This window comes from Sutterella sp. (assembly GCF_030539355.1).
In the GTDB taxonomy this organism is placed as follows: domain Bacteria; phylum Pseudomonadota; class Gammaproteobacteria; order Burkholderiales; family Burkholderiaceae_F; genus Sutterella.
On sequence record NZ_JAUNSF010000012.1, the window covers coordinates 25,299 to 48,347 of the forward strand.

Below are 23,049 nucleotides of genomic sequence, written 5' to 3' on the forward strand. Positions count from 1 at the left end.
CCGGGAGGGCGCTTGAAATGAACCGCCCCCGCGGGGGAAAATTAAAAATTGACCGCCCGCAAAAAAATGAGGCGCTCCTTTTGAGGGAAGCGCCCGCAGACTTTCCGTCCTGAGATCCATGCAGAACATTGACGCCAACTCGATCTTCGCCTCCGCACTGGGGATCCACGAACCCTGGTTCGTCTCGAAGTACGAGTTCCACCCGGAGCCCGGCCTGGGCAAGGTGCTGCACATCTGGATCGATTTCGAGGCGAGCGCGCGGTTCAACTGCCCCGCCGAAGGGTGTGTCGAGACCGAGCTCCGGGTCCACGGCTCGAGCGAGCACCTCTGGTGGCATGAGAATTTCTGCGACCGCGGCTGCTACCTGCACTGCAGGCTGCCGAGCGTTGACTGCGCCCAGCACGGCGTGCACACCGTCCCGGCTCCCTGGGAAGGACACGTGCCCGGCTTCAGGCGCATCCACTGAAGCCTGCCGGAGGATCGATGCGCCAGGTCTTCCGCATGCGGCCCTGGGTGTTTCCGCCCGAGCCCGCACCGATCGCCGAGATATTCAAGCGGCACGGCAAGCGCCGTGACTACCCGAAGGGCTCCGGCATGCCGCACGGGGGCCTCGGCGACACCGCGCAGGTGGGCTACCTCGTGAGCGGGCTCGCCACCTTCTCCTGCATGGACGTGATGAAGCAGCTCCACATCTTCGCGCTTCTCGCGCCGGGCAGGTGCCTCGCGGATCTGGACGCCCTCAATCCGCACCGCGTCAACGTCATGGTGGAGTTCATCCGCCCGTCAACGGTTCTGCTGGTTCCCCGGAAGACCTTCATCGCGGGGCTGAGGCAGTCGATCGACACGATGCAGCTCTACGCCGACCTCGCGATCCTCAAGGAGGAGTCGGTGATCGAGGGCATGCTTGCGAACTTCACGCTCGACATGGACTCGCGGCTGCGCGTCTTCCTCATCTCGGCGATCTCGAGCTTCTCGGAATTGAGGAACGACGGCTGGAACGAGTGCCCGCTCGGCCTCACCATCACGGAGCTCTCGCGGATCATCTCCGCCAACCGCAGCTGGGTCTCGACCAAGGTGGGCGAGTGGGTGAAGGCCGGCCTCGCCCGCAAGGAAGGCCGCAGGCTCCTCGTCCACGGGAAGCTCTTCGAGAACATCTGGGACTGGGGCCGCGGAACCGGCGTGCAGCCGAGCGGCCTCATGGCCGAGCCGCGGATGGACCGCCTCTATTCGCCGCAGATTCTGCCTCCCGAGCTCTGCCCCAGGGAAGACTGAGGCCGCGCCGACCCCGCCGGCGGCGGGGGCTCAAAAAAATCTTTTGAGCGAAACTGCCTCAAGTGTTGAGTGGCAAACACTCTCCTCATCGCGTATGCGCTTCAATAAGGACCCGTGAGACGTTTCCTTGTGTGAACTGCTCCGCGCTCCTCAGAGTGACTGACGGACAGTCACTGACAGCGGCACCCGGTTCACGTTTCTCACGCACTTCAATGAGGAGTGCCCTCCGTCTGAAACCCCTGCCGTCCTTCCGGACGCTGACAGGAGAAACGCACTTCAGAGGAAGGCGCTCCTCGCCCCGGCTTCCGCGAACGGCTGCTCCCGAGAAGTTGTATCCTTCCCGACCTTCCGCCTGACGGCGACTGCCCTGACCGACTTCAGGCACCTCGGACGCCGGTCGGCTCTGAACTTTATTTTCCGCGCGCGACGCCGGTCTTCTTTTTGGACCGGCGTCGCTTTCTTTCCCCTGATCCCGGGAACAAACTGACAGAAAAAGAAAAAAAATGACGCTGCGCCCGCCTTCTCCCCGTCGCTTTCGCAACCTTCTCGGCCGCATCCTGCTGCTCCTTGTGGGCATGTTCCTCGCGGCACTCGGCATCGGCTTCACCACCACGGCGGGCCTCGGCACCACGCCGATCAGCACCGTTCCGTACACGGGCGCGGCCATCACCGGCATCAGCTTCGGCATGTGCACGGTGATCCTCAACTTCGCCTTCGTCGCGGGGCAGATCATTCTGCTCAGAAAGCGCTACCGCCCGATAAACCTCATCCAGATCCCCGTGGGCTTCGTCTTCGGCGTCTTCATCGACTTCGCGATGCATCTCGTGGGCGGCCTCATTCCGCCCAACTGGTTCGTCGCCGCGGCGATGAGCCTCTTCGGCAATGTGGTGCTCGCGCTCGGCACCGTGCTGCAGATCCGCTCGAAGACGATCGTGCAGCCGGGCGAGGGTCTCGTGATCGTCGCCGCGGCCCTCTCGCACAAGTCCTTCGGCACGATGAAGATCTGCAATGACGTTTCGCTCACGGTCGTCGCCGCGCTGATGGGCATCCTCTTCCTCGGCCACATCGAGGCGATCCGCGAGGGCACCCTCGTCTCCGCCGTGATGATCGGCCTCTTCGCGAAGCTGATCGACAAGCTCTTCACGCGTCTCACGCCCGCCCCGAAGGTGGTCGAGCCGCGCGAGGTGCCGCTGCCGAAGGAAGAGACCGAGCCTCACGAGGTGAAGCTCAAGTAAGTGAGCGGTCACTCCGGGAGTGGAAGAGCCTGAGGACTTTTCCGGCGCCTCTCCTTCAGGGGCGTAGATTGATCAGAGCCCGAGGAAGGGCGCGATCTCTCCGATCGAATTGATGACGCCGCAGGCGCCGGCCGCGCGGAGCTTCGCGGCCGCGGCCTCCCGGTCCTCCGCCCAGCGCGTGAAGCCCACGGACCGGATGCCGGCCGCGACGCCGCCCCGGACGCCGGCGGTCGAGTCATCGATCACCACCGCCTCGGCGGGCTCGAACCCGCAGCTGCGGCAGGCGAGGAGATGAAGGTCGGGCGCGGGCTTGCCGCGCGGCACGTCCGCCGCGCTGAAGACTCTCCCCTCGACGAGCGGGAGCACCCCGATCTTCTCGAGCGTGAGCTCAAGCCGCCCGTGGATGCTGTTGCTGGTGACGGCGAGCGTCACGCCCTTTGCCGCCAGTCTTTCAAGTGCCGCGACCGTGTCGGGCCCGGGCGGCAGTTCCTCGCGGATGCCGCGCAGCGTGAGCTCGTCCTTTCTCGCGAAGGCCTGCGCGAGCGCCTCCTTGTCGGTGACGCCATGGTCAATCAGCCATTCCGTGAGGTAGACGCGGTCCGTGCCCGTGAAGAGATGCACGGCCTCCGGGGTCGAAATCGGCACCCCGGCCTCGGTGAAGGCCGCGGCGACGGCGCCGCAGGAGATTTCCTCGGTGTCGGCGAGCACGCCGTCGCAGTCGAGCAGGAGAAGCTTGCGGAAGTCGGTCATGGCGGAGGTTTTCTTCGTCAGGCTGGCAGGACAAATTGCAACCGGTGGAAACGGGCGGATGTTTACGAGTTGAAAGCGCAGTGATGATAGCCCGCGAAGGTTACACTTCTAAGACTTAACCAAGAAAATCTGAGGGAGCCCGGGAGGACTCCCCAGGAGCACGCCGCATGATCATTGAATCCCTGCTTGACACGGATCTCTACAAATTCACGATGCAGCAGTGCGTGCTGCACCAGTTCCCCGCCGCGGAGGTGCAGTACCGCTTCAAGTGCCGCACGCCGGGCGTCGATCTCGCGCCCTTCGTCGACGAGATCAACGCGGAGCTCGATCACCTCTGCAGGCTCTATTTCTCCGAGGCCGAGCTCGAGTACCTGCGCGACCTGCGCTTCATGAAGGCCGACTACATCGAGTTCCTGTCGCTCTTCCACCTGAAGCGCAAGTACATCTCGGTCGTGCGCGATCCGAGCCAGCCCTGCGGCATCGACATCCGTATCCGGGGCCCGTGGCTGCACACGATCCTCTTCGAGATCCCGGTGCTCGCGATCGTCAACGAGGTCTACTTCCGAGGGCGCTTTCCCGGTCTCACGGAGGACGAGGGCTGGCGGAGGCTGAACGAGAAGATCGAGCTCCTCAACAACGAGCCCGACGCCGAGGAACTGCGCATCTCGGACTACGGCACGCGCCGCCGCTTCTCGCGCGACTGGCAGCGCAAGGTGATCGTCGCGCTGAAGGAAAACCTGGGCGAGAGGCTCTCGGGCACCTCGAACGTGCTCTTCGCGCGCGAGCTCGGGCTCACCCCGCTCGGCACGATGGCCCACGAGTACCTCCAGGCCTGCCAGGCCCTGGGGCCGCGCCTGCGCGACAGCCAGGTCTTCGGCTTCGAGCAGTGGGCGAAGGAGTATCGCGGCGACCTCGGCATCGCGCTCTCGGACGTCTACGGCATGAAGCCCTTCCTCGAGGACTTCGACATGTACTTCTGCAAGCTCTTCGACGGCGCGCGCCACGACTCGGGCGATCCCTTCGTCTGGGGCGAGCGCATGATCGAGCACTGGAAGGCGAACAAGTGCGACCCGCGGGCGAAGTGCCTCATCTTCTCCGACGGCCTCACGATCCCGAAGACCCTCGAGCTCTGGCGGCGCTTCAACGGCCGCGTGGGCCTCGGCTTCGGCATCGGCACGAACCTGATGAATGACCGCGGCCCGCAGGCCCTGAACGTCGTCATCAAGATGGTCGAGTGCAACGGGCAGCCCGTCGCGAAGATCTCCGACTCGCCTGAGAAGGGCATGTGCGAGAACGAGGAGTACGTGCGTTACCTGAGACAGGTCTTCCGCATGGACGAACCCGAGATTACCCCTAAGAGATAAGCCAAAAGCACATTTCGGTAAATCTACCTAATTGAAATCTCGCAAAAGGGCGCCTCACCGGCGCCCTTTTCGGTGTAAGGTTAGAAGATTCGTATCTGCCCTAGGTCAATGTTTCCGCACTGTGTAAAGCTCCTGCGGCCGTGACCCCGGGGAAGAACCGATCCGTCCTGAACCCTTTCCCGGCCGAATGTCCTTTGAGAGACAGGGAATCCGAGGCGAGGGATCACAAAAATTTCTTCCAATCCCACCCCAAGCTAGGGAGGTTCCCCGTGACGTTCTCCAACGCCGCGCGTCTCGCCGTCGCACTTTCAGCGCTCTGCGCTCTGCCCGCTCATGCAGCCGGTCTCGACGGCAGCGCCCTCGGGCTCGGCTGGGCAATTCCGTTCGCCGGAATTCTGCTCTGTATCGCCCTCTGTCCGCTCTTCGCCGCCGAGTTCTGGCATCACCACTTCGGCAAGGTGTCCGTGTTCTGGGCGCTCTGCTGCGCCGTCCCGCTCTGCGTGCTCGTTGACTTCGCGACGGGCTACCACGCGATCGTGCACGTGCTCCTCGCCGACTACGTGCCCTTCATCATCTTCGTGGGCGCGCTCTTCGTGGTCGCGGGCGGCATTCACATCAAGGGCTCCTTCGTGGGCAAGCCCGTCGTGAACGTCTGCTTCCTTGCGCTCGGCGCCGTCATCGCCAACTTCATGGGCACGACGGGCGCCGCGATGCTGCTGATCCGCCCGCTCATTGAGGCGAACCGCGGCCGCAAGCGCGTCATTCAGACCTTCGTCTTCTTCATCTTCCTCGTGGCGAACGTGGGCGGCTGCCTCACCCCGCTCGGTGATCCTCCTCTCTTCCTCGGCTTCCTGAAGGGCGTTGACTTCTTCTGGACGGCCTCGCATCTCATCGTGCCCTGGATCTTCACCCTCGTGATCCTGCTCGCGATCTACTTCGTGATCGACTCGATTCAATACAAGAAGGACGTGGCTGACGGCTACAAGCCCGCCGACTCGAACCAGAAGTTCGCGATCGAGGGCGGCATCAACATCCTGCTGCTCGCCTGCATCATCGGCTCCGTGCTGATGTCGGGCTTCTGGCACCCGGGCGTCGAGTTCGAGTTCCAGGGCGTGCACTTCGCCCTCGAGTCGATCTGCCGTGACGCGCTCTTCCTCATCATCGCCGGCGCCTCGCTCGTGCTCACGACGAAGGCCACGCGTGAGGCCAACCACTTCTCGTGGGATCCGATCCTTGAGGTCGCGAAGCTCTTCTTCGGCATCTTCTGCTGCATCGTGCCGGTGCTCGAGATGCTCCGCGCCGGCCACAACGGCGCCTTCGCCCCGCTCGTGGCGCTCGTCACGAACGCCGACGGCTCGTTCAACAACACGGTCTTCTTCTGGCTCACGGGCTCGCTCTCCGCGTTCCTGGACAACGCCCCGACCTACCTCGCCTTCTTCAACCTCGCCGGCGGCGATCCTTCCGTCCTCATGACGACCGATGCCCGCACGCTGATGGCGATCTCGATGGGTGCGGTGTTCTGCGGCGCCATCTCCTACATCGGCAACGCCCCGAACTTCATGACCGTCTCGATCTGCAACGAGCGCGGCGTCAAGATGCCGTCCTTCTTCGGCTACATAGTCTGGTCGGTCTGCATCCTCGTGCCGGTCTTCTTCATCATGGACATGGTCTTCCTCGCCTGATCGGCATCTGACCACCCCATGACCGGAGCCTCCTGAATCCCTTCAGGGGGCCGGCCGGAAAACCGCGGGCGTCCGCGGGGGCTTCGAAGCCTCCCGGGCGCCCGCGGTGCGTCTAGACTTCCGGAATATCGTCCGGGGCTCACCGTTCCCGGACTTCCGGATTTCTCAGGATTCGATTCCCCTCACTGATGATGAAGAAGCTCCTCCCCGCGGTTCTCCCTCTCGTGCTCCTCGCCCTCTGGTGGGCGGTGACGCACTTCGGGAACGTGCCCGCGCTGCTCCTGCCGAGCCCGGAGCAGGTGGGACGGCGCTTCGTGCAGCTCCTCGTCTCAGGGGAACTCCTGCAGCACGCCGGCACCTCGATGCTGCGCGTCTTCACTGGGTTCCTGATCTCGTCCTCGGTCGCGCTCGTGCTCGCCTTCGTCGTGAGCAGGAACGACGTGGTCGAGCGCTCGCTCTCGCTCGTGCTCGAGGCGCTGCGCGTGATCCCGCCGCTCTCCCTCGTGCCGCTCCTCATCCTCTGGCTCGGCATTGACGAGGCGCCGAAGCTCGCGATCGTGGTCCTGGCGAGCTTCTTTCCCGTCTACCTCTCCGCGCTCTCGGCGACAAGGAGCGTGAGCGGCGCCTACCGGGATCTCGCCCGCGTGCTCGGCCTGAGTGAGCGGGAGATGGTGAAGCACATCCTGCTCCCCGGCGCGGCGCCCGGGATCCTCACGGGCCTGCGGCTGGGCTTCGGCTACGCGTGGCGCGCGCTCGTGGGCTCGGAACTCATCGCGGCCGCGGCCGGCCTCGGGTACTTGATCGAGGACGCCTCCGCGCTTGCCCGCACCGACGTCGTCATCGTCGGCATCCTCACGATCGCGGTGCTCGGTATTCTCTGCGACGCGTTCTTCCAGCGCATCGCCCGCCGCTTCACGCCCGGCGCCCAGAGGAAGGCCGGCCGCTCTGCGAGAGCGGTTTCCGAGAGAGCGGACGCTCACTCCGCAGAGACGGAGAGCGGGGCGCCCGCGGGGGCCGGGGCTGAACCCGGGAAACTCCCGGGCATTGAGATCAAGGATCTCACCGTCACCTATCCGGGGCTCGCGAAGCCGCCCATCGACGGGCTCTCGCTCTCGGTGGCGGCGGGCTGCATCACGGCGATCCTCGGGCGATCCGGGTGCGGAAAGACCACGCTTCTGAAGACCGTCGCCGGGCTCCTCGAGGCTCGGAGCGGCTCGATCCGCTTCACGGGAGAGGCGGGTAAGTCGCCGCGCCTCTCGATGGTGTTCCAGGAGCCGACGCTGCTCCCCTGGAAGACGGTGCGTGAGAACGTCGCCCTTGCACTCGTGGGAAAGATGGGAGAGCAGGCGCTCACTCACGCAAAGGTCGCGGAGGCGATCCGGCTCGTGGGCCTCGAGGGCCTTGCCGAGCGCTACCCCGACGAACTCTCGGGCGGGCAGCAGCAGCGGGCGGGCTTCGCCCGGGCGCTCGCCGCCGACCCGGAGGTGCTCCTGATGGACGAGCCCTTCGGCGCACTCGACGCCCTCACGCGCCAGGAACTGCAGGACGAGAGCATCCGGGTGTTCTCGCAGCGGCAGATGACCGTGCTGATGATCACCCACGACGTGCGCGAGGCCGTGCGCATGGCCGACGCCGCCGTGATCCTCGACCCGCAGGGCGGGTGCGAACGGTTCGAGGTGGATCTTCCGCGGCCGCGCCGGCTCTCCTCGCCCGGCGTCGCGGAGCTCGAGGAACGGATCCTCGACCTCCTCATGAGGCGCTGAATCTTGGGGCCGATGGGCGGGAGTGTGCGCTCACTATCGGCGGCGGCTTACAGTCTCCATCTAGTTCTTCCGGCGGAAGGGAGGACTAAAATTGCGATCAATTCTCAAACGGGGAAGAACGCGGCGGCTTCTCGCAACGGGCTCCGCTGCACCTTTCTGAACAAGGATTTTTCGCCATGAAACTCAGGACCCTTCTTGCCACGGTGGCCGTCACCGCGAGCGCCATCCTCTCCACCGCCGTCTCGGCTGCCATGCCCGAGCAGATCTCGATCACCTACGTGAAGTCGCCCTTCAACCTTCAGAACATCGTGATGAAGGAGCGCGGCATGCTCGAGGAGGCCTTCAAGGCCGACGGCGTCAAGATCAACTGGCGCGTGATCAACTCGGGCGCCGTGCAGGGCCAGGCGATGGCCTCCGGCGACCTCGACTTCTCGGCCGTGATGAACACCGCGAGCGTGCTGATGGCCGCCGGCGCCGGCAACCCGATCGCCATCGCGACGGGCGTCGGCCACCCCAAGGAGATCTTCGCGATTATCGGCAAGCCCGGCGCCAACTACACCGTGAAGGACTTGAAGGGCAAGAAGGTCGTGGGCCCGAAGGGCACCGTCCTGCACCAGCTCCTCGTGGCCGCCCTCCTGAAGGAAGGCATGAAGATCTCTGACGTCGACTTCATCAGCATGGATCCGGCCGCCGCCATGACCGCGGTTGTCTCAGGCAACGCCGACGCGGGTCTCGTCGCCGCCGGCCTCATCATCAAGGCCAACGCCTCGGGTGCCAACACCATCGCCACGTGCGAGGGCTATGTCTCTCCGAACCTCGTGATGACGGTGCGCCGCGCCTTCGTCGAGCAGTACCCGGAGGCCTTCGAGAAGGTGGTCGCCACGAACCGTGCCGCGCTTGCCTGGATTCGCGCGAACAAGGCCGAGGCCCTCGCCATGGGCGCCAAGGAGCAGGGCATCTCGATCGAGAACGCCGAGAAGCTCTTCAACTGGTCCGGCTTCTATGACACGCTCACCGAGGCCGATGTGAAGGGCCTCGAGGCCGATCAGCAGTTCCTCCTCGAGAACGGCATGATGGAGAAGAAGATTGACGTCCGCTCGCTTCTGCTCCCGTCCGCGACGAAGTGATGCGACAGCACTGAATGAGACCGTGGGACGCGTGAGCGTCCTCTGAAGACGACGAAGCCGTCCGATGAGCGCATGCATCCGGGCGGCTTTCGTTTCATGACAAGCAAAGACCCCGGCGACTTGAGAATCACCGGGGTCTTCGTCAATCTGTGGGTCGGAGCTCTGCCGAATTATTCCCACTCAATCGTGGCAGGGGGCTTCCCGCTCACGTCGTAGACGACGCGGTTGATGCCGCGGACCTCGTTGATGATGCGGTTCGAGACCGTGCCGAGGAGGTCGTAGGGCAGTTCGCTCCACTTGGCGGTCATGAAGTCGGAGGTCTGCACCGAGCGCAGGCTCACCACCCACTCGTAGGTGCGGCCGTCGCCCATGACGCCCACGGACTTCACCGGGAGGAAGACCACGAAGGCCTGGCTCACCTTGTCGTAGAGGTCGGCCTTGCGGAGTTCCTCGATGAAGATCGCGTCGGCTTCGCGCAGAAGATCGGCGTATTCCTTCTTGACTTCGCCGAGGATGCGGACGCCGAGGCCCGGGCCCGGGAACGGGTGACGATAGACCATCTCGGCGGGCAGCCCGAGCTCGATGCCGAGCTCGCGGACCTCGTCCTTGAAGAGGCTGCGCAGCGGCTCGAGGAGCTTCAGGTGCAGCGTCTCCGGGAGGCCGCCCACGTTGTGGTGGCTCTTGATCACCTTGGCCTTCTTGGTCTTGGCGCCGGCCGATTCGATCACGTCCGGGTAGATCGTGCCCTGGGCGAGCCACTTGGCGTTGACGATCTTCTCGGCCTCGGCCTGGAAGACGTTCACGAACTCGCGGCCGATGATCTTGCGCTTCTGCTCGGGGTCGGAGACGCCGGCCAGAGCGGTCATGAAGCGGTCGATGGCGTCGACGACGATGAGCTTCAGGCCCATGTTCTTCTCGAACGTCTCCTGGACCTGCTCGCGCTCGCCCTTGCGAAGAAGGCCGTTGTCGACGAAGACGCAGGTGAGGCGGTCGCCGATGGCGCGGTGGATGAGGGCCGCGGTGACGGAGGAGTCAACGCCGCCCGAGAGGCCGAGGATCACCTCGTCGTCGCCGGTCTGGGCGCGGATTGCCTCGACGGCCTCGTTGACGAAGTTGCCCATGATCCAGTCGGGCGAGCACTTGCAGATGTCGAGCACGAAGCGGTTGAGGATCGCACGGCCCTGGACGGTGTGCGTGACCTCGGGGTGGAACTGCACGCCGTAGAAGTTGCGGGCCGGGTCGAACATGCCGGCGATCGGGCAGGAGGGCGTGGAGCACATCACCTTGAAGCCCGGCGGGAGCTCGGTCACCTTGTCGCCGTGGGACATCCAGACGCGGAGCATGCCTTCGTTCGCGGCGCTCTTGAAGTCCTCGATGCCCTCGAGAAGGGCGGAGTGGCTGCGGGCGCGCACTTCGGCGTAGCCGAACTCACGCTTCGCGCCGCTCTCGACCTTGCCGCCGAGCTGCTGGGCCATCGTCTGCATGCCGTAGCAGATGCCGAGAACCGGGACGCCGGCGGTGAAGACGGCTTCGCTCGCCTGGTCGTTCGACTCCTCGTAGGCGCTCATGTGCGAGCCCGAGAGGATGATGCCCTTCGGGGCGAACTCGCGGATGAAGTCCGCGGAGACGTCGTTCGGGTGGACTTCGCAGTAGACGTGGGCCTCGCGGACGCGGCGGGCGATCAGCTGCGTGACCTGGCTGCCGAAGTCCAGGATCAGAATGCGGTCATGAGAGGTTTGCATCGGGCGGTAACTCCGAATGGAAGGAATCTTGTCTTTGGCGGAGAGGCTTTTCTGAACCCGCGGCCCGGAACCCGGGGGCTCGACGGAAGGACGGGTTTCAGCGGTGGTCCGGCCTCGCATCCGCGCGCGTGACTATAGCAAAACGGCTGGGGATCGAATGAGAAAAGGCGCCTCGGACGCTCGCGGCCGCAGGGATTTCGCCCGGGGACCGGAGGTGCCCGCAGCGCCTCTTTCATCTTGGGTGGGGAGGAGGAAAAGCACCTCCCCGGAAAAGTGAATCGCGCCGCCCGGGTTTCAAGTTCGAGCGGCGCGCTTCCATGTCGTCAGGACGGATTAGTTGGCCTGGCGATAGTTCGGGGCTTCCTTCGTGATCTTCACGTCATGGACGTGGGACTCACGCAGGCCGCCGGCGGTGATCTGCACGAAGCGGGCGCGGGTGCGCATCTCGTCGATCGTGCGGCAGCCGCAGTAGCCCATGGCGGAGCGCAGACCGCCGATCATCTGATAGATGATCGTGGAGACGCTGCCCTTGAACGGGACCATGCCTTCGATGCCTTCCGGAACGAGCTTGTCGAGGTTGCCCTGGTTGTTGTCCTGGAAGTAGCGGTCGGCCGAACCCTTGCCCATGGCGCCGAGCGAGCCCATGCCGCGGTAGGACTTGTAGGAGCGGCCCTGGTAGAGGATCACTTCACCCGGGGCTTCCTCGGTGCCGGCGAACATGCCGCCCATCATGACGGTCGAGGCGCCCGCGGCGATCGCCTTGGCGATGTCGCCCGAGAAGCGGATGCCGCCGTCGGCGATGCAGGGAACGCCCGTGCCCTGGAGGGCCTCGGCGACGTTGCTCACCGCGGAGATCTGCGGAACGCCGACACCCGCAACGATACGCGTCGTGCAGATGGAGCCCGGGCCGATACCGACCTTGACGCCGTCGGCGCCGTGCTCGACGAGGGCGAGAGCGGCCTCGCCGGTGGCGACGTTGCCGCCGATCACCTGCAGATCCGGGTAGTGCGTCTTGACCCACTTGACGCGGTCGAGAACGCCCTTGGAGTGGCCGTGGGCCGTGTCGACGACGATCACGTCAACGCCGGCGTCGACGAGCTTCTCAATGCGCTCCTCGGTGCCGTGGCCGACGGAGACGGCGGCGCCCGCGAGGAGCTTGCCCTTGGCGTCCTTGGCGGCGAACGGATGGTCGGTGGCCTTGGTGATGTCCTTGACGGTCATCAGGCCCGCGAGGTGGAAGTCGTTCGTGACGACGAGCACGCGCTCGAGGCGATGACGGTGCATCAGGTTCTTGGCTTCCTCGAGGGAGGCGCCTTCGTGAACCGTGACGAGGCGCTCGCGCGGGGTCATGACCTCGCGGACGGGAACGCTCATGCGGGTTTCGAAGCGGAGGTCACGGTTGGTGACCATGCCGAGCACGGTGCCGTCCTCGGCGACGACCGGGAGACCGGAGATGCGGTGCTCGCGGGCGAGCGCAATCACGTCACCGACGAGCATCTCGGGCCCGATGGTGATCGGCTCGGCGACGACGCCGGCCTCGTGGCGCTTGACCTTGGCGACCTCGGCGGCCTGCTGGTCAGCAGTCATGTTCTTGTGGATGAAGCCGACGCCGCCTTCCTGGGCGAGCGTGATGGCGAGCTTCGCTTCCGAGACGGTGTCCATGGCGGCGGAGACCATCGGGATATTGATCGAGAGCGAGCGGGTGAGGCGCGTCTGAAGGGCGACGTCGCGGGGAAGAACTTCCGAATAGGCAGGAACGAGCAGTACGTCGTCGAACGTAAGAGCCGTCTGAAGGAGTCGCATAACAACCTCTGAGGACAAAAAAAAATCGACCGTCCGATCCGCCGGCTGCCGCTTCGGGCTGGGGCCGCGCTTCTCGTCAGGCACGTCTGAAAGCTGTCAGGACACTGTGCGGGGGCAGGCGGTGCTGTCCGCAGTCGCACGGTGCACTAAATCCTTCCCAGGATGCCGCATTGCGCGAGGGTTGCACCAGGAGAAGGAAAAATCCGAGATTGGTTTGCGCACGCAGTGTAATGATTTTTGCCCTCTCCGTGGGGCTGCGGCGGAAAGAAATTTGGCCTCGCTCAATAACGGGATCACCCCCTCAGGCCCCCGGGACGGTCGTCCAGGTTCGCGGAGACACGAAGGGCGCCGGCCCTGAAGCACGGCGCCCTCGCGCGGTGACTGCGGCTCCACGGGCCCGGGTGATCAGGCGCCCGGGTGGCCCGCGTAGATCGACTCGATCAGGTCGTGGAAGTGCTCGAGGAACTTCGGGCGCTTGGGCTTCATGGTCGGGGTGAGGAGTCCGCTCTCCACCGTGAAGGGCTCGCGCAGGATCGCGATCGAGCGCGGGATGCCGTAGGAGGGGAAGTCCTTCGCGGCGGCGCGCACGCGCTTGAGCACAAGCCTCATCATCGCGCGGTTCGTGAGCGTCGCGGGCGACTCGGGGTCGAGCTCCATCTCGGCGCAGAGGTTCTTCCAGTGATCGGGGGAGACCACGGTGAGCGCGGTGATGAACGGGCGGTTCTCGCCGCAGACGAAGACCTGCTCGAAGAGCGGATCCTCCTGGATCGCGAACTCGAGGTCCACGGGGGCGATCTTCTCGCCCGTGCTCGTCACGATGATCTCCTTGATGCGGCCCTTGATGCGGATGCGGCCGCCGTCGGACAAGTCCGCCTGGTCGCCCGTGTGGAACCAGCCGTCGGGGGTGAGCACGCGAGCCGTGTCGGCCTCGCGCTTCCAGTAGCCCTTCATCACCTGCGGGCCGCGGATCATCAGCTCGTCGTTGTCGCCGAGCTTGACCTCGGTCGTGCCGAGCGGCCAGCCCACGGTCTCGGGGTGGTTCATCGCGGAGGTCGAGATGCTGATCACGGGCGAGGTCTCGGTGAGGCCGTAGACCTGGCGGATCGGGAGCCCCATCGCGCAGAAGAACTTCGCGACGGTGTAGTTGAGGCAGGCGCCGCCGGCGAGGATCGCCTTGAAACGGCCGCCGAAGGCCGCGCGGACCTTCGCGCCCACGTCCTCGTCGAGGGTCGGCAGAACCGTGTCATCCAAGTGCGCGCGCTCGCTCTCCTCGACGGGCAGTCCGTTCTCGCGGCAGAACCGGCGCCAGCCGGCCTCGGCCGCCCAGGCGGCGATGTACTGGTCGTGCTCGTTCTCCTTGGAAAGCGCCAGCTGCCGCTTCTGGTAGATGCGCTCGAGCACTCGGGGCACCGTGCACATGAGCGTGGGCTTCACGTCCACGAGGTCGCTCTCGATGTGCGAGACCGAGCGGGCGAAGACCATCGCGGCGCCCTTCGAGAGCGCGGTGTAGTGCGCGACCGTGCGCTCGAAGGTGTGCGAGAAGGGCAGGAACGAGAGGTACACGTCCTCCTCGTTGATGCTGATGACGGTGTGGATCTGGCGGACGTTCGCGACGAGGTTCCTGTGCGTGAGCATCACGCCCTTGGGGCGCCCCGTCGTGCCGGAGGTGTAGATGAAGCCCGCGAGCGAGTCGGGCGCCGGCTCGGGCGGCAGCTCCTCGTCGGGGATGCCGTTGCCGCGGGCGAGCCAGGCCTCGACGCCCATCACGTGGACGCCGTTCACATAGTCGTCGGCGAGGTCATTGATGAGCACGACCTCCTCGAGCGCGGGGAACGACTCCGCGGCGTCCTTGATCGCGTTCCAGCGGGCGCGCGACGAGGTGACGAGGATGCGGCTGCCGGAATCGTTGAGGATGTAGGCCGAGGACCCCGGCGTGTCGATCGCGTGGAGGGGCACCGGGACGAGCGAGTCCCAGAGCGCGGCGTCGTCGAAGGTCACCGCCTCGATGCAGTTCGTGAGCAGCATCGCCACGCGGTCGCCGGGCTTCATGCCCGCTGCGTGGAAGGCGCGGCGCCAGCGCATCACGTCGAGCATGAACTCGCCCCACGTCACGGATATCCAGGCGTTCTCCGCGTAGTCGAACTGCCGGAAGGCCTCCCTCTCGGGAAACTTCGCGGCGGTGTTCCTCAGAAACTGCGGAATCGTTTCGCCCTCGAGGCGTGACGTGGTGGGTGCGTTCATATTCTTTCGTTACCCTGCGGTGGTTCTGTAGGGTGGGGGAGCCCTGTGGTGAGGGGAAGGGCTCCCGGTTTTCTTCTTTTCTATTTCAGAGCGGCTCTCTTGATCAGCTGCTCTTCTTCTTCGGCGTGATCTCGTCGAACATGGCGTCGATTTCCTCGTGCCAGCGGCGGACGATCTGGTTGCGCTTGATCTTGAGCGTCGGCGTGAGCAGCCCGTTGTCGATGGTCCACGGGTCCTTCAAGAGCGTCACGACGCGCGGCACGCCGTAGTTCGGGAAGTCGGAGGCGGCCTTGCGGATGCGCTTGATCGCGGCCTGCCTCACCTCGCGGGCCTTGTAGGACGCCTCGTCCTTCGGGTCGAGGCCGAGCGTCTCGCAGAGCTTCTCGAACTCGACCGGGTTCACGACGGCGACCAAGCCGATGCAGATGCGGTCGTCGCCCACGGCCATCGTCTGCGCGAAGAGCGGATCGGTCTCGATCGCGGCCTCGAGGTCGGCGGGCGGAACCTTCTCGCCCGTGCTCGTCACGATGATCTCCTTGATGCGGCCGGTGATGCGGATGTGGCCGTCGGAGTAGATCTCGGCGATGTCGCCCGTGGAGAGCCAGCCGTCGTCGGAGAGGATGGCCTTGGTCGCGTCCTCGCGGTTCCAGTAGCCCTGCATCACGGAGGGGCCGCGCACCTGGAGCTCGCCTTCGGGCGAGAGCCTCACCTCGAGGTTGTCGACGGCGGGACCCACGGTGTTCGGGTGGTTCGAGCCCACGCGGTTCACCGCGATGATGGGCGAGGTCTCGGTCATGCCGTAGCCCTGGTAGATGGGAACGCCCAGGCCCAGGAACACCTTCGCCACGGCGGGATTGAGCGCCGCGCCGCCCGAGATGTAGAGATGGATGCGGTCGCCGAACACGTCGCGCAGTTTCTTGCCCACCTTGCGGTCGAGGAAGCCGGCGACGAGCGGATCGAGCCAGGCGCGGCCCGAGGGCTCGACGGGGAGGTTGTTCTCGCGGCACACGCGCCGCCAGCCCACCTCGACGGCCCAGTTGAACATGTACTGCACGACCTTCGACTGCTTGGCGAGTCCGTCGCGCAGTTTGCCGTAGATCATGTCGTAGACGCGCGGCACGCTCATCAGCAGCGTCGGGCGGATCGTCTTCAGGTCGTCGGCGAGGAGCGCGATCGAGCGGTTGAAGGCGAGCGTGAGGCCGATGCCGACGGCGAGGTAGTAGGACGCCGTGCGCTCGAAGGTGTGCGAGAGCGGCAGGAACGAGAGAAGCACCTCGTCGGAGCGGGGCTGCAGGCTCTTCAGAACGCCCTTGAGGTTCGAGAGGACGTTCCTGTGCGTGAGCATCACGCCCTTCGGGTTGCCGGTCGTGCCCGAGGTGTAGACGAGGGCTGCGAGGTCCGTCGGGCGCGGGCCCGGGGGGAGCGGCGCCGTCGGCGTCTGGCTGAGCCACGTCTCGAGCGACATCGTCGGGATGGCGGCGTCCGGATCGTCGCAGAACTCGTCGTCGGTGATGACGACGAGCTTGAGGTTCGGGAAGTCGCCCGTCTCGCGGATCTGGCGCCACTTGAGCTTCTTGTTCGTGACGAGGAGCTCGGCCCCGGAGTCGTTCAGGATGTAGGCCGAGGACTTCGGCGTGTCGATCGCGTGCAGCGGCACCGGGGTGAGGGCGTTGGCGAGCACCGACTGGTCAAAGAGCACCGCCTCCATGCAGTTCGGCAGCAGCATCGCCGCACGCGCGCCGCGCGCGAGGCCCATGCCCGCGAGAGCGTGGCGCCAGCGCTCGACCTCGTCATAGCCCTGACGGAAGGTCCAGTCGCACCAGAGCTTCTTCTTGTTGTCCCAGGACTTCCATCCGATGGCGTCGGGACGCTTCTCGACCTGATGCGCGAGGAGCTCGGGAATCGTGGCGAGCACGTCGAGTTCGCGGATGCGCTCAAGTCCTTCTTCAATCGTGGAGTTCTGTGTCATGACCGTCTGGGGGCGGGCGCGCCTGAAAGGAGACTGTTTGCGGTCTCCCTGCGGGAGACGGGCGCCGCCTCTTCTTCTAGAGAGTTGATTGGCAGTGTTGGTCGCAGGGCCGGAACCTGGGGCGGGCCCGAACGGGAGATTCGTGAGGGGCGGTCACATCTTTATGCGAGAGACCCCCAAAACTGGAATTGTATCGGTGCGGGGACCTGTGGTCAGGTTTCCCGGACTAGGCCGTTCGGACGGTGTGACGCCCGGGTCTCGCCGGGCCCTACACCCGGACGGGTGTATAGGCCCCGGGGGACTGGTCACGAAAGTTACGTGTATTCACGTATGTTTTTCGCATCGAGTGAATTTTGCTGAGCACCATCATGGTGCGCATAAGAAATTGGAGTAGTGGTAAACCCTCAAATTGCACGGCATTGGTGCGATTTCGGCGCTGTTCTGCGGGTTTGCGAGAAAGGCCGGAGGCGTGTAACTTTCGTCCTGCAGCAGAACAAATGCACATGCGTTGCTCCTCAAACGCTTACAAATGGTGTGGTTGGTCCTGCATCATCTGAATGAAGCTGCAAATACAAAAGGGCTGACGACAGCAAGGGATGTCGTCAGCCCTTTCCTTTGTCTGCGTTTTTCTCCTCCTCTCTTCCGTCCGCCGCCCTCTCCGGGCCCTGTCGCCGTCTCCCCTGCATCCGGTCCCGCCCCGGGCCGCGGGAAGCTTCCCACTGCGCCGCGGGCGCGTTCCTGCGGGCCCTCCGGTGCGTCTCCCTTCCTCCAGGTCCCCCTCTCGCCCTCGCCGTCGCATCCGTGGCCGGGGAACGCTCCTCTCATGATTCGTCCGGTGACGAAATCCCCGGGCGCCGGATTCCCTCTCATCAGGAGCTTATGAGGGAAATCCCCACGGGGGGATGGAGGCATGTTGGGCAGCCTGTTCCGGGAGGCCTTCCGCGCCGCTCCCGGCCCCCGGTCCGAGGCCGGGAAATAACGAAGCCTTGACAAAAGTCAAATTGGACGTGCCTCCTGAACACTCGCCGCAGGACCGGAATCCGGGGGACACCCGACTGCGTATTTATGCGTATTCCCTGCGATCCGCCTGCGGCGCGGCTGCTGAGAACGGCTCTCAACCGGGGCCGGAACCGGGCACGCGGATTGCTCTGCTGGAAGATCCGGGACCGCCGGGCAGAAAAAAAGCCCGCTCTGCCTTGGTCAGCAGCGCGGGCCGGAACAACATTCGGACGCGGCATGCTTGCATTAGCAATGCCGGCCTCTGGCGAGGCGGACATTCCAATACAGCCCCTCGGAAGCGCCCGATGTCGACGCACGCCTAACCGGCTCGGTGGGAGCCGGAAAGGAGGAATTGATCCGAGGGCAATTCTAGGAGGTTTTGATTAGACCGGCACTGAGGAAAATCCCTTGTATGGCCCCGGCCGGAACCCGCCGCACAGGGGGTGTGCAGGCCGAATGATCCTCAAACTTAGGGAAAACCCTGATACGATGAGCCTCATCCCTGACGCGCCGCGCAGGGCAGGGGAGGAGCCCGAGGGCCCTAGGTCCGGACACCTCGAACGGGTGAGGCGGCGCCTGCCGGGCTCTGATATAGTTTCCCCCGTCGATTGATCACGACCACAACCTATAGTGACTCACCTGCCTGTGGGCCACTATAGGTTGTTGTTTTCTTAATTGTTGATTTCTTTAGGTAAACGAGCTCGAGATGACCAGCGCACTCCCCCAGCACCTCCTGAAGCGTGACGGTTCCGTCCGTTATTTTGATGTCGAGAAGATCGTGAAGGCCGTGGCCAAGGCCGGCCGCGCCACGAAGGAGTTCGACGAGGACGCCGCGCGCGCCATCGTCACCGACCACGTTCTTCCGCGTCTCGCCCATCACGACGCCGCCCGCACGCCGAGCATCGAGTGGGTGCAGGACGCCGTCGAGCACGCGCTCTTCGAGACGGGCCATTTCACGACGCTGCGCGCCTACATCGTCTACCGCGAGTCGCGCGCCAAGGTGCGTGACGCGAAGAAGAGCTGGGTGAACGTCGAGAGCTCGATCAACGAGTACCTCGACCAGCTCGACTGGCGCGTGAACGCCAACGCCAACCAGGGCTACTCCTTGGGCGGCCTCATCCTCAACGTCTCGGGCAAGGTCGTCGCCAACTACTGGCTCAACTACATCTACCCGGCCGAGGTGGGCCGCGCCCACCGCGAGGCCGACGTGCACGTGCACGACCTCGACATGCTCTCGGGCTACTGCGCCGGCTGGTCGCTGCGCACGCTCCTCCAGGAGGGTCTGAACGGTGTGGCCGGCAAGGTCGAGGCCGATGCCCCGAAGCATCTCTCGTCCGCCACGGGCCAGATCGTCAACTTCCTCGGCACGATGCAGAACGAGTGGGCCGGCGCCCAGGCGTTCTCGTCGTTCGACACCTATCTCGCCCCCTTCATCCGCAAGGACAACCTCCCCTACACCGAGGTTCTCCAGTGCATGCAGGAGCTCATCTACAACCTCAACGTGCCCTCGCGCTGGGGCACGCAGACCCCGTTCACGAACCTCACGTTCGACTGGACCTGCCCCGAGGACCTGAAGAAGGAGCACCCGCTCATCGGCGGCGAGACCATGCCCTTCACCTACGGCGAACTCCAGGCCGAGATGGACATGATCAACCGCGCCTACATCGAGGTCATGATGAAGGGCGACGCGAAGGGCCGTGTGTTCACGTTCCCGATCCCGACCTACAACATCACCCCGGACTTCGACTGGGAGAGCCCCAACGCGCTGAAGCTCTTCGACATGACCGCCCGCTACGGTCTGCCGTACTTCCAGAACTTCATCAATTCGGAGCTCAAGCCCAACATGATCCGCTCGATGTGCTGCCGCCTGCAGCTCGACCTGCGCGAGCTCCTGAAGCGCGGCAACGGCCTCTTCGGCTCCGCGGAGCAGACGGGCTCGCTCGGCGTCGTCACGATCAACTGCGCGCGCCTCGGCTTTCTCTTCAAGCACGACAAGGAGCATCTCTACGAGCGCCTTGACTACCTCCTTGAGCTCGCCAAGACCAGCCTCGAGATCAAGCGCAAGGTGATCCAGCGTCACATCGACCAGGGTCTCTTCCCGTACACCAAGCGCTACCTCGGCACGCTGCGCAACCACTTCTCGACGATCGGCGTCAACGGCATCAACGAGATGATCCGCAACTTCACCGACGACGCGGAGAACATCACGACGGACGCCGGCCACGCCTTCGCGCTCGAGTTCCTCGACCATGTGCGCGCCCGCCTCGTGGAGTTCCAGGAGGAGACGGACCACATGTACAACCTCGAGGCCACGCCGGCCGAGGGCACGACCTACCGCTTCGCCAAGGAAGACCGCAAGCGCTTCCCGGGCATCCTGCAGGCCGGCACCCCGACGAATCCGTACTACACGAACTCCTCGCAGCTCCCGGTGAACTTCACCGACGATCCCTTCGAGGCGCTCGAGCGCCAGGACGACCTGCAGCGCAAGTACACGGGCGGCACGGTGCTCCACCTCTACATGAACGAGGCCGTCAGCTCCCCCGAGGCCTGCCGCGATCTCGTGCGCCGCACGCTCACGAACTTCCGCCTGCCCTACATCACCATCACGCCGACCTTCTCGATCTGCCCGAAGCACGGCTATCTCTCCGGCCGTCACGACTTCTGCCCGAAGTGCGACGCCGAGCTGATCGCCCGCAAGCGCCGTCTCGCGGCCGGTGCCGCCGGCACGCCCGCGCACGCCGCGAGCTGATTTGGGTCGGGATCAACCGGCACACCATATGTTGTGGTTTCTTTGAATCGAAACTACCACATATAGGGTTTTGAAACATTTCGACGTCCCCGTTTCCGCCTCCGGGCTGATATGATGGACGGACCGAAAAAACTGACAGCCGCCCCGGAAGACCGGGCTCCCGAGACCCGGAGGCAGGGGCGGCGGAAAAACTATTTGAAGGAGTCTCAAAATGGCTGAGAACGAAACGATTGAACTCAAGGACAACGAGCGCCAGAAGTGCGAGGTCTGGACCCGCGTGATGGGCTACCACCGTCCGGTTCAGAGCTTCAACATCGGCAAGAAGGGCGAGTTCCAGGAGCGTGTCTGCTTCACCGAGCAGCGCGCCGACGCCCACGGTGAGATCGCCCGCCCCTGCTGCGGCCGCTGATCGAATCCTTCGTCGACAGAGAAACCTTGATATAGAGATGACCGACATGGATGCCGCAGCGGCACGAGGGGTCATTCCGCTCGAACCCGCGGCACCGTCGGAACACTCTGATGTGATCCCGGCCTCGCGGCTTCGCGTTGCCGGGATCACGCCTTTCACGACCATCGATTTTCCGGGGAAGCTTTCCGCGGTCGCGTTCCTCCAGGGCTGCCCCTGGCGGTGCGTGTACTGCCAGAACCCCTGGATGCAGCCCACCGAGTTCGACCCGGCGCTCGAGCACGACTCGTGGGAGAAGCTCGAGGCGCTCCTCAGGAAAAGGAAGGGGCTCCTCGACGGCGTCGTCTTCTCCGGGGGCGAGCCCTGCGCGGATCCGGCGCTCAAAGCCGCCGTCGCCGCCGTGAAGGCGATGGGCTACGCCGTGGGGCTGCACACGGGAGGCATCATCCCGAAGCGCCTCGCCGAGGTGCTCCCGATGCTCGACTGGGTCGGGCTCGATGTGAAGGCGCCCCCGACGGACGCCGCGCTCTACGACCGCGTCACGGGCCGCGCGCACTCGGCCGCGCATTTTCTCGAAAGCTTCCGCATGATCCGTGAGAGCGGCGTCGCGCTCGAGTGCCGCACGACGGCCCATCCGGACTATCTCCCGGACGGGAAGCTCCTTGAACTCGCGGAATGGCTCCACGCCGAGGGCGTCGATACCTTCGCGCTCCAGATCTACCGCAAGCCCAACGGCGGCCTCTTCTCGGCCTTCCCGGCGGTGGGCTCGGACTATCCGGCCCCGGAGACGAAGGCGCGCCTTGAGGCGCTCTTCCCGAAGTTCATCGAACGGCGCAACGACCGCTGACGCCGGGAGCGCAGAAACTGAAACAGCCTGCTTTCCATCATGGGAAGGCAGGCTGTCTTCATATTCGGAGGCCGGGACGGGGAGTCGGATCCCGGGCCGGTGGAGAAGGTTCTCAGAGTTCCTCGTTCAGGAGTTCCTTGAAGGTGACGCCGGGCGTGAACTTCGGCTTTCTCTGCGAAGGAATGCGGATCTGCTCGCCCGTGGAGGGATTGCGACCCATGCGCGGGGCACTTTCAACACTCTTGAAGGTGCCGAACCCGATCAGTGTGACGGTCTCGCCGGCCCGGACGGCGGCGATGATCTCCTCGAGGGCGCTCACGATGATGCGGTCAACCTCTGCCTTGCTGGCAGTGTTGCGTGCTGCGACGCGGTCGACGAGTTGATTGCGGTTCATTGATGTGGTTTTCCTGAAGATACGAAGGATCCGCGGGAGTGCAGGGACTTCTGGTCCGGATGCTGCAGCCGGTGCACCCGAGCCGCGGACGGGCTGCCAAAAGGGGGAGGCTGCCTGTGAAGGCCTGAGAGCGTAGGAAAGAGCGGGATTTCGCCTTCCTCAGGACCGGCCAGACAGATGCCTCTGGGCAGAAAAAATCTAGTTGTCCCCTAACTTTAGCACCGGAAAACAATGGACGAGACTGTTCTTGTGTGACACTTTGGGCATGTTAGGGAAAACCCCTTTCTAGGTATTCGATCAGGGAAAACCCTATGTACCTCTAGAGGTATAGGGGTTTTATGTTAAGGCAGACGGTGTCGCGCCGATGCGAATTGAGGAAGGACAAACATTCGAAATTTTTAACAGGAGAAACATTCAGTTTTGATGACATTGAGGTGGTTCCGGGTAGATAATGAACCTGTCGCGGAAATCGCGACAGCTGTCCCGGGCAACCGAGACATCTCCTTTGGTGGTAGTTTTAGAGTCATTGCTTCGACGCAAGACCGGCGGAGGGTGAAGGTTTTCACTTTCACCCGATGCTGGAGAACATCGGACGGACGAGCCGTCCGATGTTCTTCAGCGGTAAGTCGCTCAAGGACAGTCGGACAATGACTCTCTTTTTTCATGAAAGCAGAGTGGAGCCGCGGGCGCACGACGCCCTGCCCCC

16 protein-coding genes are annotated in these 23,049 nt (G+C 64.6%); 10 read left to right on the forward strand and 6 right to left on the reverse strand.

The window, feature by feature from the left end; all coding sequences use genetic code 11:
* The first annotated feature begins 118 nt into the window (after window positions 1–118).
* From Q4F91_RS03745 to Q4F91_RS03755, 3 genes are all read left to right on the forward strand, one after another.
* Window positions 119–466: a hypothetical protein gene (locus tag Q4F91_RS03745; protein ID WP_303334687.1), complete on the forward strand. Its 348-nt coding sequence runs from the start codon at window positions 119–121 to the stop codon at window positions 464–466.
* Window positions 467–483: 17 nt separating this feature from the next.
* Complete coding sequence (locus Q4F91_RS03750) at window positions 484–1,272, forward strand: Crp/Fnr family transcriptional regulator (RefSeq protein ID WP_303334689.1); 789 nt, start codon at window positions 484–486, stop codon at window positions 1,270–1,272.
* Between the two features lie 503 nt (window positions 1,273–1,775).
* Window positions 1,776–2,507, forward strand: a complete 732-nt coding sequence (locus Q4F91_RS03755; protein WP_303334690.1) for a YitT family protein — start codon at window positions 1,776–1,778, stop codon at window positions 2,505–2,507.
* Window positions 2,508–2,579: 72 nt separating this feature from the next.
* On the opposite strand, the gene Q4F91_RS03760 is transcribed toward Q4F91_RS03755, so the two are convergent.
* Window positions 2,580–3,257, reverse strand: a complete 678-nt coding sequence (locus Q4F91_RS03760) for an HAD family phosphatase (protein ID WP_303334692.1) — start codon at window positions 3,255–3,257, stop codon at window positions 2,580–2,582.
* Between the two features lie 167 nt (window positions 3,258–3,424).
* Here Q4F91_RS03760 and pncB point away from each other — a divergent pair, with 167 nt between their 5' ends.
* From pncB to Q4F91_RS03780, 4 genes are all read left to right on the forward strand, one after another.
* Window positions 3,425–4,621, forward strand: a complete 1,197-nt coding sequence (gene pncB, locus Q4F91_RS03765; RefSeq protein WP_303334694.1) for a nicotinate phosphoribosyltransferase — start codon at window positions 3,425–3,427, stop codon at window positions 4,619–4,621.
* Between the two features lie 269 nt (window positions 4,622–4,890).
* Window positions 4,891–6,303, forward strand: coding sequence for a sodium:proton antiporter (locus tag Q4F91_RS03770; protein WP_303334696.1), 1,413 nt, complete (start codon window positions 4,891–4,893; stop codon window positions 6,301–6,303).
* Between the two features lie 188 nt (window positions 6,304–6,491).
* Entirely contained in the window at window positions 6,492–8,066 is a 1,575-nt protein-coding gene (locus Q4F91_RS03775) for an ATP-binding cassette domain-containing protein (RefSeq protein WP_303334698.1), read from the forward strand.
* Window positions 8,067–8,242: 176 nt separating this feature from the next.
* Window positions 8,243–9,193: an ABC transporter substrate-binding protein gene (locus Q4F91_RS03780; protein ID WP_303334700.1), complete on the forward strand. Its 951-nt coding sequence runs from the start codon at window positions 8,243–8,245 to the stop codon at window positions 9,191–9,193.
* A gap of 170 nt (window positions 9,194–9,363) precedes the next feature.
* Here Q4F91_RS03780 and guaA read toward each other — a convergent pair whose 3' ends face one another.
* The 4 genes from guaA to Q4F91_RS03800 form a co-directional block, all read right to left on the reverse strand.
* Complete coding sequence (gene guaA, locus Q4F91_RS03785) at window positions 9,364–10,935, reverse strand: glutamine-hydrolyzing GMP synthase (protein WP_303334702.1); 1,572 nt, start codon at window positions 10,933–10,935, stop codon at window positions 9,364–9,366.
* Between the two features lie 333 nt (window positions 10,936–11,268).
* Window positions 11,269–12,738 carry an IMP dehydrogenase gene (guaB, locus tag Q4F91_RS03790; protein ID WP_303334704.1) on the reverse strand — a complete coding sequence of 490 codons (1,470 nt, stop codon included), beginning with the start codon at window positions 12,736–12,738 and terminating at the stop codon, window positions 11,269–11,271.
* Window positions 12,739–13,143: 405 nt separating this feature from the next.
* Window positions 13,144–14,979: a long-chain fatty acid--CoA ligase gene (locus Q4F91_RS03795; protein ID WP_303334706.1), complete on the reverse strand. Its 1,836-nt coding sequence runs from the start codon at window positions 14,977–14,979 to the stop codon at window positions 13,144–13,146.
* 103 nt (window positions 14,980–15,082) lie between these two features.
* Window positions 15,083–16,948 (reverse strand): long-chain fatty acid--CoA ligase, encoded by a 1,866-nt coding sequence (locus Q4F91_RS03800; protein ID WP_303334708.1) that lies wholly within the window; start codon window positions 16,946–16,948, stop codon window positions 15,083–15,085.
* A 1,705-nt stretch (window positions 16,949–18,653) separates the two neighbouring features.
* On the opposite strand from Q4F91_RS03800, the gene Q4F91_RS03805 reads away from it, so the two are divergent.
* From Q4F91_RS03805 to Q4F91_RS03815, 3 genes are all read left to right on the forward strand, one after another.
* Window positions 18,654–20,696: a ribonucleoside triphosphate reductase gene (locus tag Q4F91_RS03805; RefSeq protein ID WP_303334710.1), complete on the forward strand. Its 2,043-nt coding sequence runs from the start codon at window positions 18,654–18,656 to the stop codon at window positions 20,694–20,696.
* Between the two features lie 211 nt (window positions 20,697–20,907).
* On the forward strand, window positions 20,908–21,105 hold the full coding sequence (gene nrdD / locus Q4F91_RS03810) for an anaerobic ribonucleoside-triphosphate reductase (RefSeq protein ID WP_303334712.1): 198 nt from the start codon (window positions 20,908–20,910) through the stop codon (window positions 21,103–21,105).
* 37 nt (window positions 21,106–21,142) lie between these two features.
* Window positions 21,143–21,949: an anaerobic ribonucleoside-triphosphate reductase activating protein gene (locus Q4F91_RS03815; RefSeq protein WP_303334714.1), complete on the forward strand. Its 807-nt coding sequence runs from the start codon at window positions 21,143–21,145 to the stop codon at window positions 21,947–21,949.
* Window positions 21,950–22,061: 112 nt separating this feature from the next.
* Here Q4F91_RS03815 and Q4F91_RS03820 read toward each other — a convergent pair whose 3' ends face one another.
* The gene (locus tag Q4F91_RS03820) at window positions 22,062–22,343 is read right to left on the reverse strand and encodes an HU family DNA-binding protein (RefSeq protein WP_303334716.1); all 282 of its coding nucleotides are present in this window, start codon (window positions 22,341–22,343) and stop codon (window positions 22,062–22,064) included.
* Between the last annotated feature and the right edge of the window lie 706 nt (window positions 22,344–23,049).

Bases quoted from the DNA above. Each gene is read 5' to 3' on its own strand.
- Q4F91_RS03820 (WP_303334716.1), bottom strand. From the start codon at position 22,343: ATGAACCGCAATCAACTCGTCGACCGCGTCGCAGCACGCAACACTGCC.
- Q4F91_RS03800 (WP_303334708.1), bottom strand. From the start codon at position 16,948: ATGACACAGAACTCCACGATTGAAGAAGGACTTGAGCGCATCCGCGAA.
- guaB (WP_303334704.1), bottom strand. From the start codon at position 12,738: ATGCGACTCCTTCAGACGGCTCTTACGTTCGACGACGTACTGCTCGTT.
- Q4F91_RS03805 (WP_303334710.1), top strand. From the start codon at position 18,654: ATGACCAGCGCACTCCCCCAGCACCTCCTGAAGCGTGACGGTTCCGTC.
- Q4F91_RS03755 (WP_303334690.1), top strand. From the start codon at position 1,776: ATGACGCTGCGCCCGCCTTCTCCCCGTCGCTTTCGCAACCTTCTCGGC.
- Q4F91_RS03775 (WP_303334698.1), top strand. From the start codon at position 6,492: ATGATGAAGAAGCTCCTCCCCGCGGTTCTCCCTCTCGTGCTCCTCGCC.
- Q4F91_RS03795 (WP_303334706.1), bottom strand. From the start codon at position 14,979: ATGAACGCACCCACCACGTCACGCCTCGAGGGCGAAACGATTCCGCAG.
- guaA (WP_303334702.1), bottom strand. From the start codon at position 10,935: ATGCAAACCTCTCATGACCGCATTCTGATCCTGGACTTCGGCAGCCAG.
- Q4F91_RS03780 (WP_303334700.1), top strand. From the start codon at position 8,243: ATGAAACTCAGGACCCTTCTTGCCACGGTGGCCGTCACCGCGAGCGCC.
- Q4F91_RS03745 (WP_303334687.1), top strand. From the start codon at position 119: ATGCAGAACATTGACGCCAACTCGATCTTCGCCTCCGCACTGGGGATC.
- pncB (WP_303334694.1), top strand. From the start codon at position 3,425: ATGATCATTGAATCCCTGCTTGACACGGATCTCTACAAATTCACGATG.
- Q4F91_RS03815 (WP_303334714.1), top strand. From the start codon at position 21,143: ATGACCGACATGGATGCCGCAGCGGCACGAGGGGTCATTCCGCTCGAA.
- Q4F91_RS03760 (WP_303334692.1), bottom strand. From the start codon at position 3,257: ATGACCGACTTCCGCAAGCTTCTCCTGCTCGACTGCGACGGCGTGCTC.
- nrdD (WP_303334712.1), top strand. From the start codon at position 20,908: ATGGCTGAGAACGAAACGATTGAACTCAAGGACAACGAGCGCCAGAAG.
- Q4F91_RS03750 (WP_303334689.1), top strand. From the start codon at position 484: ATGCGCCAGGTCTTCCGCATGCGGCCCTGGGTGTTTCCGCCCGAGCCC.